The following is a 14,651-nucleotide window of genomic DNA, read 5'->3' as shown; positions in this document are numbered from 1 at the left end:
AGTGCTTGCCGTAGAGGTCAATTTCCTCACTGGACGATTTGTAGCTACGGCATACAACGATCGTAAGGCCAGCGAATGGCCTCCCGAGCCAGCAAGGCTTTTTTCAGCCCTTGTTGCTGAATGGGCTGAAGCAGGTGAGGAAGATGGTGAACGAGAAGCGTTGGAGTGGCTAGAAGCCCAGCCGCCTCCAGCGATTGTTGCTTCTGAAGCTGTCCCTCGTCGAGTTGTGAGTTACTACGTACCAGTTAATGATTCCAGGGTTATAGGTGGGGCGTGGTACGAACGCCGTAGCCGCAACCTCAGCGACCTAGAGTATAAGCTTGATTCTGAACTTAAGCGGTCTGATGGTGAATTGACTAAAAAAGTTAAGCAAATACAAGACAAGATAAAAAAAGAGTCAAATGTGGATAATCAGGTATCATCAACTGGGACAACCGCGGTTGAATCTGCACTAGAGCTCTTGCCTTATGGACGAGTAAAGCAAGAGCGTTGCTTTCCATCAGTTACTCCTAATGAACCGCGAATCACTTTTATATGGTTAGATGCAACTATATCAGAACCTATGAGGGCATCGTTTGACAGTTTACTAGAAAAAGTAACCCGCTTGGGGCATTCATCTTCACTCGTATCTTGTCGCATTATTGATAACCCACCTACACCCAACTGGCATCCGGGTTCAGGTAGCCAAGTACTTCGTTGTCCAGGCCCTGGGCAGTTGGAAGCGTTAATAAAAAGATTTCAATATCACCAGGCCATCAAACCTAGATCGTTACCGTTTTCAGCAGTACGTTACAATAAAAATGATAATGATTCCGAGTTTTCAGACCCCTTATTATCTGATACTATGGGTGATTGGGTAGTATTCGAATTTCTCTTGCAATCACGATCACGACGGTTTCCATCCTCTCGATCAGTAGAGATTGCTTCTACCATGCGGGCAGCGGTTATGTCTTATGCAGAAGATCCAATTCCCGAGGGACTGAGCGGCCACCAAATGTCTGGTGCTCCGTCACTAGAACCCCACGTTGCATTCTTGCCTTTGCCCTATGTAGGATTTGAACATTCCGATGGCCGGATCATGGGACTCGCAGTATCGTTACCGATATCTTTGAATGATGCATCTCGACGAGCAGTTTTGCGGGCTATAGGTCATTGGGAGCAGCAGGCTGACCCAGTAGATGGTCTAACTCTTACTCTCGGCCGTGGGGGTATAATTCATCTTCAACGTCGAGTAGGGCCGGTTGATCTAATCACAATCAGGCAAGATCTGTGGCAAAAATCCTCTAGGCATTGGGCCTCGGCAACTCCGATTGCTCTGCCAACTCATCCGGGGCCACTGAGCAAAGGGAGTGCTGGGGCTCGATCCAGAGCTTGGGAGCGAGCCGAACAAGCTGTGATTGCCTCTTGCCGTCATGTTGGATTGCCTGAGCCTAATCAAGTGGAGATCTCGCTTGATCCTTTCGTCTTGGGTGCTAGACCAGCTGCAGATTTTCCACCATTTCGGCAGCGAGGGCAAGATGGCAAGCCAGTAGCTCGTCGACTCTTGCACGCCTCTTTAACTTTCGATCAAAAAGTCGAAGGCCCGTTGATGCTCGGAGCCGGTCGTTTTATGGGACTTGGTCTAATGCGGCCAATCATTGGACTAGCACCGATTAGTCACAAGGTTGATGACAATGAATGAACTGAATGCAGGAGACTTTGCTGACTACTTTCATGCAGTTCACAATTATGACCCATTTCCATGGCAAGAACGCCTTACCGGACAAGTACTAGACGAAGGTAAATGGCCTGATATAATAGACCTTCCTACAGGAACTGGCAAAACCGCAATTTTGGATACAGCAATATTTGCACTGGCAGTCCGACCTGAGGTTTTCCCGCGTCGAGTGGTTTTTGTTATAGACCGGCGTATTGTAGTTGATCAAGTAGTTAGTAGAGCTAAGCAGATCGAAGAAAAAATACGAGAAGGGTCAACTCAAGTTCTGAAAAATATAAAAAAATGTTTAGACAATATAGGTGGAGGTTCACCACTAGGGGTGGTAGCACTACGAGGTGGGATCCCCATTGACAAAGAGTGGGCACGTAGACCCGATGAACCGTGGGTTATGGTATCTACATTAGACCAATTTGGGTCTCGACTTTTGTTTCGTGGTTATGGAGTTACTCAAAGGATGCGACCAATTCATGCAGGTTTAGCAGGAAATGATTGCTTAGTAATATTAGATGAAGTTCATCTGAGCCGAGCTTTTGCTGAAACATTACGAGCGGTAAAATATTTTGGCAATAAAAGTGTCCTCCCTAACAGATTTCATATTGTTGAAATGTCAGCTACACCCACAAACTCTAGTGGTAATCGCTTTCACCTAACTAAAGCTGATTTGGAACAATCACCTGAACTTCGGAGGCGAACCAAAGCAAAAAAATTAGCCACATTATATGATGCTGGAAGTAAACATGCAGAGGTAGCAGTTCCATTAGCAGTAAAAAAAATTTTGAAGTCTGAACTAGATAAATCAGTTAGCAGTGTAGGGGTTATTGTTAATAGAGTACGCACAGCTCGAGAAACATATCGTGCCCTTCTAAAAGCTGGCTATTCGGCGCACTTGATAACTGGCCGTATGCGTCCGCTTGACAAAGTTCGGTCACTTGAGAGGATCTCTGGGTTAGTTGACCCTGATAAACCAGCTGAGATTGAAAGGTTAACTGTGGTTGTTGCTACTCAAGCTATTGAAGTTGGAGCGGACTTCAGTTTTGACGCACTAATTACCGAAATAGCCCCAATAGATAGTTTGCAGCAGAGATTTGGTCGCTTGGACCGCAGAGGTACCCTTGCAGAACAGACTGGAAAACCAGCAAGAGCCTGGATCATCGGCATAAAATCTTCTTTTAATACCCAAAAACCTGATCCAATCTATGGGAGTTCAACTCGATTTACCTGGGAAGAACTACAAAAACTTGAAGGTTTTGGATCCATAGATATTAGCCCACTTCCTGAAAACTCTCATAACTTTCCAAAAGAATGCTATGCCCCTCCTACTCAGCCACCTTTGCTTCTTAAAACCTATATAGATGCCTGGGTACAAACAAGCCCTGAACCAGTTGTACAGCCGAGTGTCGATTGGTTTTTGCATGGTATCGAGAGTAATAAGAAAGTGACAGATATCAGCCTTGTATGGCGCAAAGATAGTTCTCTAGATACTCTAAAGGAAATTCGGTTACGTCCAGCCGAATACCTAGAAGTCCCTATTGATGCAGCCAAGGCCTGGTTAGGAGGATCACCAAAAGAAGTAGCAGTTGCTGATGTCAATAGAGAGTACGAAGAGATTGATAATCTTAACATAGATAAAGGTAATGATTGGAAGCGTTGGAGAGGGTATGATGAAGAACCTGAAATGATTTCTGTACAAGACATAAAACCTGGCGACATTATTATTATAGAACCACAACGGGGTGGTTTGTCAGGCGGGACTTGGGATCCAACTTCATCTGACCCTATAGAGGATTTGGGTGATGAAGCTCAGGCTGCTTACGGACAAAGGTTCACTTTCAGACTTGACCCTAGACTAATGCCTGAGGCTTGGCCAGCTCCACCGTTTCCAAAAGATGAAACTGACGCTTTAGAACCTCTTCGTGATCGTATAAATCAATGGTTTAACAAAGTTGCTGTTTTGCCTAATCTATTGAATTGGCAAGATCAAGCTATTACAGAACTGCAAAAGAGTAGATATGATATTAAATCTGTAGGTACTTACTATGTATTAGCTTCCAAGAAGTTTGACCCTTCTATCTTAGACAGCTCCGATCAGTCAGTTTCTTTTACAGGTTCGGGTGTGACGCTACGTGACCACCTCAAAGGAGTAGGTGAACAAGCATTTAGCTTTGCTTGTAGATTAGGTATGAGTCAGGAGATTCAATCTGACCTCAAGCTAGCAGCTCAGCTCCATGACTTGGGGAAGGTTGATTCACGCTTCCAAAAGCAAATGGTGGGAGATGATGACGTTCAACAAGCAATGTTTGATGAGCCTTTAGCTAAGTCACTTCCAAAAGCAACCCCTTCTCATGGCAAATGGCCTCCAGTCAGACATGAAGTAATGAGTGTAGCTATGGCACAGTCTAATCCCAAAGTTCTTGCTGATGCTCATGATCATGACCTTGTTCTATACTTAGTTGGTACTCACCATGGATATGCTCGACCCTTGCCACCAATTTGTGAAGATCTTTCTCCTGAAATACTTCAATTTGATCACAAAGGTATATATATGGAAGCAAGCACTGACGTTGTATATAGTTCTCTTGCGATGGATATGGCTGATCGGTTTTGGGTTCTTATAGATCGGTACGGTTATCACGGCCTCGCGTGGTTAGAAACTATTCTACGACTAGCAGATCATCAGCAGAGTGCCTGGGAAGCTCAAAAGTGACTAATACACACCTCACAGGTCTTGAAGGAACTAACCCTCTTGGGTTTTTTGCAGCATTAGGAGTTCAGGTTGCTTTGGAAGAGTCAGGGAGTGCATCATGTCTCTGGTGGAGTGATGATGCAGTTCCATACGCGATAGTAGAAGAGTCTGTTTCTATTGAAGAAATTGTTGACCGAGCCAAGGCCATATTTTCTGTTTGGCTCAATAGTAATTCAATAGCTACAGGTCTTGATCCTGTTGGTGATGTAAAGTTTAATAAGAGCAATATTAGGACTTACTTAGCCAATGCTGGATATGATTCTTCCTTTGCTTCTTGTTTAGTTGCCGAGGGTAGTTTTGATAACAAAGGAGCTGCAAAGCCAACTGATTTTTATTTTACTGCTGGACAACAGAAATTTCTAAAAATTGTGGAAGATATATTTTCTGGGGTTACTACTCAAGATCTAACGGTTGGATTAATTGGCCCCTGGTCTTATGATAGCCATTTGAGTTCCTTAATGTGGGATGTGGGAGATGATAGAAATTATGCTTTAGCTGCAAGTGATCCATCAAAAGATAAAAAACTTACAAATCCTGGCCCAGAAGCTCTAGCTATTCTAGGGATTAGTAGGTACCCTGTGTTTGGTAGTTTGAATCGTACCTTAACCCAAGGGGCTTTTGGGACTTGGAAGGATGGGTTTTTTACTTGGCCTATTTGGTCTGAACATGCTTCATTTAGAGTTGTTTCTTCTTTGTTAGCTCATGTAACTGGTTTTACAGAAGAGTTACATAGAAGATCAGTTTATTACCCCTCCTGGGGGGTAACCAGGGTTATGCAGTCATCGATTAAACGTAGTGACCAAGGTGGGTATGGAACATTTGGGCCTCCGAAAGTAGTTTGGTCTTGTGACTAATATACCTGATTTAGTCCCGGCTCGTATGATCAATGAGTTTGAGTATTGCCCACGCCTTTTCTATTTGGAATGGGTTCAGTCAAGGTTTGAGGATAATCCTGATACCGTTGAAGGGCGGTATGTGCATCGAAATGTGGATATAGGAGGTGGTAGAATAGGTAGTCCAGAAGAAGATAGTCCAGTACGCAAAGCTCGCTCCGTTACTATTAGTTCTGAACGTCTCGGAATTATAGCTAAAGCAGATATTATTGAAGGTAAAGGAAGTCAAGTTACTCCAATAGAAGTGAAACGTGGACGACCTCCAAAGCATGGTCCGGCTTGGTCTCCGGAACTTGTGCAACTTTGTTCGATCGGTCTTGTACTTAAAGATAATGGATATGATTGCTCAGAAGGCCAGATATTTTTTGCTGAATCCAAGGAACGAGTTAAAGTTCCCTTTGATGAAAAGCTAGTGTCACAAACTCTAAATTTATTGACTCAACTACGAGTAGTAGCTGAAGCTCCTGACCCTCCACCACCCCTAGTCGATAGCCCAAAGTGCCCTCGATGTTCTCTAGTAGGTATTTGCTTGCCAGATGAAACAAACTATCTTATCAATCGTTCTGATACATCGCCTCGACGGCTCACCCCTAGAGACTCTGCTGCACGTCCTCTTTATGTAACAGAACAAGGTGCTAGGATTGGGATAAGGAAAGGGAGAGTTACCATATCCATGCAAAAGGAGGTTTTACAGGAAGTCAGATTGATTGATGTATCGCAGGTTTCAGTATATGGAAATATACAAATTAGCTCTCAGGCAATGAGAGCTATGTTTCAAAAGCAGATTCCAGTATCTTGGTTTTCTTATGGTGGATGGTTTCAAGGTATAGCTCATGGACTTCCCTCTAAGTATGTTGACCTCCGGAGGCGTCAAGTCGCAATAGCACTTCAAGCAGGTTTACCTATCGCTAAAAAAATGATTGAAGGCAAAATTTTGAATTCAAGAACATTATTACGACGAAATTCCAAACAAAATGTAAAGCCTATTTTAGCTCAATTGAAAGCAGCTGCGCTACAGACAAGTGAAGTAGGTACGATAGAGTCACTACTTGGTATTGAAGGTACTGCTGCGCGACTATACTTTTCAAACTTCTCTACTATGTTGAAAGATGATAGTTTAGGAGTCTTTGAATTTAAAGGAAGAAATAGACGACCACCTAGAGATCCAATCAATTGCTTGTTATCTTATGCTTACTCTTTACTCATAAAAGATTTGACATCTACCACTTTAGCTATAGGTTTTGATCCCTACTTAGGCGTGTTTCATAAACCTCGATTTGGAAGGCCTGCATTAGCCCTTGACCTTGCAGAAGAGTTCCGTCCTCTTATTGCTGACTCTGTTGTGATCAATGTTATAAATAATGGCGAAGTTCAAAAAAGTGGTTTTACCATAAGAGCACAAGGCGTAGCATTGAATAAAGAAGCTAGGCGCTCGTTTATTTCTGCCTATGAACGGAGACTAGATCATGAAGTCACTCACCCAGTTTATGGTTATAAAATTACCTATCGACGTGTATTAGAAGTTCAAGCCCGTATGTTAGGCGCATATCTACTGAGTGAAATTCCAGAATATGTACCATTTATGACGAGGTGATATATGTCTAAAGGACGCAAGAGATACTTGATTGCCTACGACATTTGTGATCCGAAACGGCTTCGCAAAGTCCACAAAACATTACTTGGCTATGGTTGGTCGATGCAGTACAGCGTCTTTATATGTGATCTTGATGCTATGGAATTAATTTCCGTGAAAAGTGATTTAGGAGATATAATTCATCATAATGAAGACTCTATAGCTATGATAGACATTGGTGATCCTAATCAGAGAGGTAAGAACTGCTTCCAATTTATGGGAGTGTCAGTCCCTCTACCGACTAGTGGCCCTGTCATTCTGTAGATTCGAGCGCTGAGGTAAGCCCTTAAATGCTTAGAAGCGCTCGAAACCGCAGCAGTCCAAGGGTTTTGCTGCTCTTTGACAACTGAAGTTACTCAATAAAATGCTTCCTTTCCACAACCGCTCGCAAATGCTCTCTAAGCTTCAGGTCAGAATAAGTATTTTGAGCGAGCGGTTCGGGGGTTCAATAGAGCCCCCCTTCATTGAAGCGGGCGCACGCCGAGGTCGTTGCCTGGTATCACGTATGTTCGGGGGTTCAATAGAGCCCCCCTTCATTGAAGCGCGAGCCGTTAGTTATATCATGGAGTGAGCGCTCACGTTCGGGGGTTCAATAGAGCCCCCCTTCATTGAAGCACCGGAGTGGGACCGGATTGGGATGGGTTCGGGAGGTGGTTCGGGGGTTCAATAGAGCCCCCCTTCATTGAAGCAGCTACAGTGTCCACAGCGGCTTCGTCAGCCCCTGTAAGTTCGGGGGTTCAATAGAGCCCCCCTTCATTGAAGCCACCGCGTACTTTTCGTCGGACAACAAGTCGTGAGGTTCGGGGGTTCAATAGAGCCCCCCTTCATTGAAGCGATGGAGACTAACTATCATTGATCGTACTTGAACGAGTTCGGGGGTTCAATAGAGCCCCCCTTCATTGAAGCATCAAGTACCGCGACAAAGTTATTGGTGTGTTCAAAGGTTCGGGGGTTCAATAGAGCCCCCCTTCATTGAAGCGTGCACACCGTACCCGCCTTTCGCGGGGTACCCTTTGGTTCGGGGGTTCAATAGAGCCCCCCTTCATTGAAGCATGTCGGCTAGGATTATACCCATCGGCCCGGACACGGTTCGGGGGTTCAATAGAGCCCCCCTTCATTGAAGCACGCGTAATCGTCCACCAAATCCACCATCGTTCTGCGTTCGGGGGTTCAATAGAGCCCCCCTTCATTGAAGCCACGAGATTTCGCCGGTGGCTTTCCCCGCCTACCCGGAGTTCGGGGGTTCAATAGAGCCCCCCTTCATTGAAGCGGGTGCGAGTATCAGGGGCGGCGTGGGAATTGGGTGGTTCGGGGGTTCAATAGAGCCCCCCTTCATTGAAGCTGATCCTGGAGGCGCTCCAGGACTCGGAGGCCTTCGGTTCGGGGGTTCAATAGAGCCCCCCTTCATTGAAGCCAAATAAGTTTGCATCTGCCGGTGAGGTGTGTATTAGTTCGGGGGTTCAATAGAGCCCCCCTTCATTGAAGCGTAGTCACGCTGCGCTTTACTTGCCGCTTCAATTTTCGTTCGGGGGTTCAATAGAGCCCCCCTTCATTGAAGCTGTTCGATCCTGGTTCGTCGTATTCGTTGAACCTTGGTTCGGGGGTTCAATAGAGCCCCCCTTCATTGAAGCAGATCGAAATTGGGGATAACTCGGCGTGGGATTTCTAGTTCGGGGGTTCAATAGAGCCCCCCTTCATTGAAGCTTAGCGATTTCCAGGGCTTCGGCTTCCCACCGGGCGTTCGGGGGTTCAATAGAGCCCCCCTTCATTGAAGCGCACCCTGTCCACGTGTTCAGCGGGGAAGATGTGCTCCAGTTCGGGGGTTCAATAGAGCCCCCCTTCATTGAAGCGTAGAGATACCAGATATAACCGGTGGTTATTTTGTGGTTCGGGGGTTCAATAGAGCCCCCCTTCATTGAAGCTCCGATATTTCCAGGGTGCTGAAATTGCCGGTCGGGTTCGGGGGTTCAATAGAGCCCCCCTTCATTGAAGCATCAGTTCCACCACTGCGGTGGTGGAGTGTGATAGAGGTTCGGGGGTTCAATAGAGCCCCCCTTCATTGAAGCGGGGCGGAGGTGGTGGTGGACAACCTCCCATCATTAGGTTCGGGGGTTCAATAGAGCCCCCCTTCATTGAAGCGTCGGTTAGTCGGTTGTGTTCGGGGGTGGTGTGCTGGTTCGGGGGTTCAATAGAGCCCCCCTTCATTGAAGCGATTTAGGCAAGTTCACCGGTGCTTCGGATCAAGTAGTTCGGGGGTTCAATAGAGCCCCCCTTCATTGAAGCTTTGGAGGGTGTTGGGATGGGGGATGTGGCGTACCGGTTCGGGGGTTCAATAGAGCCCCCCTTCATTGAAGCGGTGACCGCGCGCGCCGAGGATGGGCGAATACAACTGGTTCGGGGGTTCAATAGAGCCCCCCTTCATTGAAGCACGATCCTCGGACCCCCTGTGTTCGGGGGCTCTGCGTTCGGGGGTTCAATAGAGCCCCCCTTCATTGAAGCATTAGAAACGCGTTCAATGGGGTTGGGGATGCGGCCCGTTCGGGGGTTCAATAGAGCCCCCCTTCATTGAAGCTCGGGGGGTTCGGGTGGTGGTTCGGTGGGGTCGGGGGGTTCGGGGGTTCAATAGAGCCCCCCTTCATTGAAGCAACAATGCTGGGGTGCCTTATGAGAAAATAAAGCTGGAGTTCGGGGGTTCAATAGAGCCCCCCTTCATTGAAGCTACCTGCGGTACACTGCATCCACTTCGGGGTCACCGGGTTCGGGGGTTCAATAGAGCCCCCCTTCATTGAAGCTTGACGTGTGGGCAGATTTACCAGCACCAGGTGACACGTTCGGGGGTTCAATAGAGCCCCCCTTCATTGAAGCCCGGTGAGCGGGGCTGGGCGGGGCTGCGCAGGGTGGGTTCGGGGGTTCAATAGAGCCCCCCTTCATTGAAGCTCCGACACAGCTGTCTCTTTGATCCAGTAATAACGGGTTCGGGGGTTCAATAGAGCCCCCCTTCATTGAAGCTCGCTGATTTCCAGGGTGCTGAAGTTGCCGGTCGGCAGTTCGGGGGTTCAATAGAGCCCCCCTTCATTGAAGCTTCTTCGCAGTATTTGATGTTCCACGCGGCGTATTCGTTCGGGGGTTCAATAGAGCCCCCCTTCATTGAAGCCATGCTGTTATCAGCGCGTCTTCCACGGCGTTGTAGGTTCGGGGGTTCAATAGAGCCCCCCTTCATTGAAGCCTCTATACCACGCCCCCAACTAGTGGACTTGGTTACGTTCGGGGGTTCAATAGAGCCCCCCTTCATTGAAGCATTAGCGTTACGAATTGGGCGGCTATCCACACTGGAGTTCGGGGGTTCAATAGAGCCCCCCTTCATTGAAGCGGCTTGAAGCCGTTGCTCGCTCGCTCACGCTTGGAGGTTCGGGGGTTCAATAGAGCCCCCCTTCATTGAAGCACTAGTAGAAGGAGAAACACCATGAAAGCCAGCATCATCGTTCGGGGGTTCAATAGAGCCCCCCTTCATTGAAGCGTATAGATTTTCCCGGCGTTCCCGTTCGATCCGGTGGTTCGGGGGTTCAATAGAGCCCCCCTTCATTGAAGCCTGCGGCATAGGCAGGGGTAACCTTTCTCCGTGCTACGTTCGGGGGTTCAATAGAGCCCCCCTTCATTGAAGCAGCGCGGGCATGATGTGCCTCATCGACGATTACGATGTTCGGGGGTTCAATAGAGCCCCCCTTCATTGAAGCGCACCACTCAACTCAGCTACGACAACCTCCGAAAGAGTTCGGGGGTTCAATAGAGCCCCCCTTCATTGAAGCATATCATCCAGTTTGTCACCCATTTTCCGGCGATCAGTTCGGGGGTTCAATAGAGCCCCCCTTCATTGAAGCTTCCTCATTTCGACTCAGTTTGTTCCAGGTATTGGGGTTCGGGGGTTCAATAGAGCCCCCCTTCATTGAAGCTAGTTGGTGGTGCTGCCCTTTGGCAGCACCATAAGCGTTCGGGGGTTCAATAGAGCCCCCCTTCATTGAAGCTCCGCGTTGTCCAACACCCACTGGATAGCATCCTTGGTTCGGGGGTTCAATAGAGCCCCCCTTCATTGAAGCAGTGCCCATCATCGTCAACCGGCAGAACTCGATGTGGGTTCGGGGGTTCAATAGAGCCCCCCTTCATTGAAGCCGTGTTGCTGGGTTAGGCCGGGGTTCCCGGCTGATGTTCGGGGGTTCAATAGAGCCCCCCTTCATTGAAGCACGGCGACGGCTTCGGTTAGTTCTGTCGGGGTCATTAACGTTCGGGGGTTCAATAGAGCCCCCCTTCATTGAAGCCAGCGGCTAGGAGGAGGAGGGGTGGTGTGAGGGTGGGTTCGGGGGTTCAATAGAGCCCCCCTTCATTGAAGCAGGCCCCTGAGGCCCTTCTGGGCCGCGTGGGCCTTGCGTTCGGGGGTTCAATAGAGCCCCCCTTCATTGAAGCACATGCTGAAAATTGACATCATTAGCATCATTATGCCCGTTCGGGGGTTCAATAGAGCCCCCCTTCATTGAAGCGTAACGGGTTTGTCCGGTGACCACAACTCCACGTCGTTCGGGGGTTCAATAGAGCCCCCCTTCATTGAAGCGGATCACGAGCATCTTTAGCTGAACCACCAGCAGAATGTTCGGGGGTTCAATAGAGCCCCCCTTCATTGAAGCGGGAAAAATAGGAAACCTAAATGATGTTACCAACCGTGTTCGGGGGTTCAATAGAGCCCCCCTTCATTGAAGCAGGGTCTCGGCGGTCTTTGCCTCGTCAATCCCGGCTGGTTCGGGGGTTCAATAGAGCCCCCCTTCATTGAAGCTTTGCTAACGGAGCGCGCCCGGATTATGTTATTCAGGTTCGGGGGTTCAATAGAGCCCCCCTTCATTGAAGCTGGGTCGCCTACTGAAACGGTTGCCGTCGGCGCTCACAGTTCGGGGGTTCAATAGAGCCCCCCTTCATTGAAGCGATTCGGCGAACTTTCGGGGCCCGCTCCCGGGGGAGTTCGGGGGTTCAATAGAGCCCCCCTTCATTGAAGCTCGACCCCCACACTCGACCCACCCAACCTCTCATACGTTCGGGGGTTCAATAGAGCCCCCCTTCATTGAAGCAGTCCCGTTTCGAGCTGTTGCCCGGTGTGGAGGCGTGTTCGGGGGTTCAATAGAGCCCCCCTTCATTGAAGCATTTTCCCGGTCGGCGGCGTAGTTGCGTGCCAGGCGGTTCGGGGGTTCAATAGAGCCCCCCTTCATTGAAGCAATGACCTGGCCTATCGGCTATTAGCTGTAGGGCTGCGTTCGGGGGTTCAATAGAGCCCCCCTTCATTGAAGCGCAATTTAGACCATCACCATGATGGCCAATATCGACCGTTCGGGGGTTCAATAGAGCCCCCCTTCATTGAAGCGCAATTTAGACCATCACCATGATGGCCAATATCGACCGTTCGGGGGTTCAATAGAGCCCCCCTTCATTGAAGCATACCCTTTGGGTTGAGTCCAGGCAATCTATCGGGCAAGTTCGGGGGTTCAATAGAGCCCCCCTTCATTGAAGCGATCAGGTCAGTGCCGTCCAGGACGGCATCGCTGAAAGTTCGGGGGTTCAATAGAGCCCCCCTTCATTGAAGCTCGACCCTTTCTTGATTTCATCGGCCCGAATAGTCACGTTCGGGGGTTCAATAGAGCCCCCCTTCATTGAAGCAGCTGATCCCCACAAGGGGTAGCGGAGCACCGCTCGGGTTCGGGGGTTCAATAGAGCCCCCCTTCATTGAAGCGCCGGTGTTCCCGGTGAGGCGGGCGGCGGTGCGGGCGGTTCGGGGGTTCAATAGAGCCCCCCTTCATTGAAGGTGCAAGGCTACAACTACGCGGCTTAGCCTGAGTGGTTGGGGCCGGCGCGGGTTATGTGGAACTTCACTAGGCAGCGTTGGTCGGTGACCATGGCTTGGCGGTACTCGTCCCAGTTGGGGTGTTCCCCGCGTAGTGTGCGGTAGTAGTCCACCAGCGGTTCCAGCGCTGTCTCTCCGGAGATGATCTCGGCCTGGCAATCGATCTGTATCCAGTCGCCGTACCACTCGCGGGGGAACACGCATAGCCAGCTTTGGGGGTTGCGCCGCAGGTTTTTGGTCTTGTAGGCGGTTTCCCGGGTGCTCATCACCACGGTGTCGTCCACCACGGCCAGGGTGACTGGCGACATCTGAGGGGTTCCGTCGCGCCGACTGGTGGCCAAAACAGCGTGGGTGTTCTCCCGTATATAGCCCAAAGCCTGAGCAGGATCCACGGAGACATTCTAAATGGGAGCGCTGTATCCGGTTCCCCAAGTCCGGGGCGGTGCTGTCTGAGCAGGATCCACGGAGACATTCTAAATGGGAGCGGGGTCGGTGCGGATCCGAAGGTGGGTGGGGGTTAGCCGGCTGATGTTCGTAGGGGTTGCCATCGGCGGTAGGTGGCGCAGCGCCATACCCATTCGAGGGGGCCGAAGCGGAAGTAGCGCATCCAGATCGGTGACCACCAGAGCTGAACGGCCCACACCGCCAGGATGAACACGGCGATCTGGCTGCGGCTGAAATCGATGTCGTCGAAGATGATTTCCAGCGCGGTTATGCCTATCACCCCACGCGTGCACAATTTCGGGGGTGCCGTTCGGGTGTCGAAGATGATTTCCAGCGCGGTTATGCCTATCACGGACTGGGTCAGGTAGTTGGTGAGCGCCATGCGCCCGGTGGCCCGCACCCGGAGCCGTAGGCCGGATTCGGCTCGGCTGTCCCACAGGGCGATGAGGCCGAGGTAGCCGAGGCATAGGGGGATGGTGGCCAGCGTATTGGGAGCGGCTCCGGCCAACGCCCAATCGGCGGAGAAACCGCTGGCCGCGACAATCACCAGACCAGCCCCCGACAACGGCAGTCCCACGCCCAGGCCCCACCCGGCCATCCTCTCGTAGAAGCGGCGGGAGCGTTCACCGGTGACCACGCCGGTGCGGTACAACGCCACACCGATCAGCATCATGCCCAGCGCCCGCGCCGCGAAGTCGTACATCATCCACAGGTCGAGCGTGTTGGATGTCTGGTCGCCTTCGAACCAGTATCCGGCCAGATCCCCGGAGGGGCCTGTATCCACAACAGCCTGCATCGCCACTGAGCCCACGGCTACCGAGAGCATGAGAACGGTGCCGATAATCACCAGAACCTTCGGACGCAGCCGTCGTGCCGCGATTATCAGCGGCGAGCAAGCGGCGTACAGCACCAGCACATCGCCTTCCCAGAGCTGCATATGGGTGATGCCGATGGCCAGAAGCAGCGTGTTGCGCCACAGGCTGAGCCACACCGGTCGCCGGCTCCTGGCCGATGCCCGGTCGGCGAACATCATGATCCCGGCCCCGAACAGCAGCGAGAACAATCCCATGAACTTTTGGTCGAAGAGCACCTCGCCCGCACCGCCTATGGCCCAGTCCAGCCAGGTGCGCGAGCCGCCGGCATCGAGGTTGAAGTAGGCGGGCGTTTCCAGCCCGTAGGAAACCGCGTTCATGGTCAGGATTCCCAGCACCGCCACCCCCCGGATGGCATCAAGGGTGCCGTTGCGGTCTCCCGGCGAAACCGGTGCCGAGCAAGGCTTTGGATGGGTCATGCGTAGCGGTACTCGATTCCTCGGCTCATCATCGGTCCCCCCCACCGGCTGC

Annotated in this window: 7 protein-coding genes and 1 CRISPR repeat array; of the genes, 5 read left to right on the top strand and 2 right to left on the bottom strand. The window is 50.5% G+C overall.

The features are described 5' to 3' along the window. Position 1: 1 nt before the first annotated feature. The 5 genes from csb2 to cas2 are packed head-to-tail and all read left to right on the top strand — an operon-like array spanning position 2 to position 7,250. Positions 2-1,681, top strand: coding sequence for a type I-U CRISPR-associated protein Csb2 (gene csb2, locus ACOGXC_RS10180; RefSeq protein ID WP_419918086.1), 1,680 nt, complete (start codon positions 2-4; stop codon positions 1,679-1,681). Beyond that, positions 1,668-4,421, top strand: a complete 2,754-nt coding sequence (gene cas3u, locus ACOGXC_RS10175; RefSeq protein ID WP_419918085.1) for a type I-U CRISPR-associated helicase/endonuclease Cas3 — start codon at positions 1,668-1,670, stop codon at positions 4,419-4,421. Before csb2 ends, cas3u begins: the two co-directional genes overlap by 14 nt. Next, complete coding sequence (locus tag ACOGXC_RS10170) at positions 4,418-5,314, top strand: hypothetical protein (RefSeq protein ID WP_419918084.1); 897 nt, start codon at positions 4,418-4,420, stop codon at positions 5,312-5,314. Before cas3u ends, ACOGXC_RS10170 begins: the two co-directional genes overlap by 4 nt. Continuing rightward, positions 5,307-6,947, top strand: a complete 1,641-nt coding sequence (cas1, locus tag ACOGXC_RS10165; protein WP_419918083.1) for a CRISPR-associated endonuclease Cas1 — start codon at positions 5,307-5,309, stop codon at positions 6,945-6,947. Before ACOGXC_RS10170 ends, cas1 begins: the two co-directional genes overlap by 8 nt. A gap of 3 nt (positions 6,948-6,950) precedes the next feature. Then, positions 6,951-7,250, top strand: coding sequence for a CRISPR-associated endonuclease Cas2 (cas2, locus tag ACOGXC_RS10160; RefSeq protein WP_419918082.1), 300 nt, complete (start codon positions 6,951-6,953; stop codon positions 7,248-7,250). A 171-nt stretch (positions 7,251-7,421) separates the two neighbouring features. Next, positions 7,422-12,826: a CRISPR direct-repeat array (repeat unit 36 nt; unit sequence GTTCGGGGGTTCAATAGAGCCCCCCTTCATTGAAGC). 22 nt (positions 12,827-12,848) lie between these two features. Here the strand turns inward: cas2 and ACOGXC_RS10155 are convergent. Both ACOGXC_RS10155 and ACOGXC_RS10150 read right to left on the bottom strand, forming a co-directional pair. Beyond that, the gene (locus ACOGXC_RS10155) at positions 12,849-13,256 is read right to left on the bottom strand and encodes a PPOX class F420-dependent oxidoreductase (protein ID WP_419918081.1); all 408 of its coding nucleotides are present in this window, start codon (positions 13,254-13,256) and stop codon (positions 12,849-12,851) included. A 125-nt stretch (positions 13,257-13,381) separates the two neighbouring features. Next, positions 13,382-14,599 carry a DUF418 domain-containing protein gene (locus ACOGXC_RS10150; protein ID WP_419918080.1) on the bottom strand — a complete coding sequence of 406 codons (1,218 nt, stop codon included), beginning with the start codon at positions 14,597-14,599 and terminating at the stop codon, positions 13,382-13,384. Between the last annotated feature and the right edge of the window lie 52 nt (positions 14,600-14,651).

Origin of the sequence: Candidatus Poriferisocius sp., from assembly GCF_965202595.1 — a bacterium.
Classification (GTDB): Bacteria; Actinomycetota; Acidimicrobiia; order Acidimicrobiales; family Bin134; genus Poriferisocius.
The sequence above is the reverse complement of the archived record's forward strand: the minus strand, read 5'-3'. Positions and strand labels throughout refer to the sequence as shown.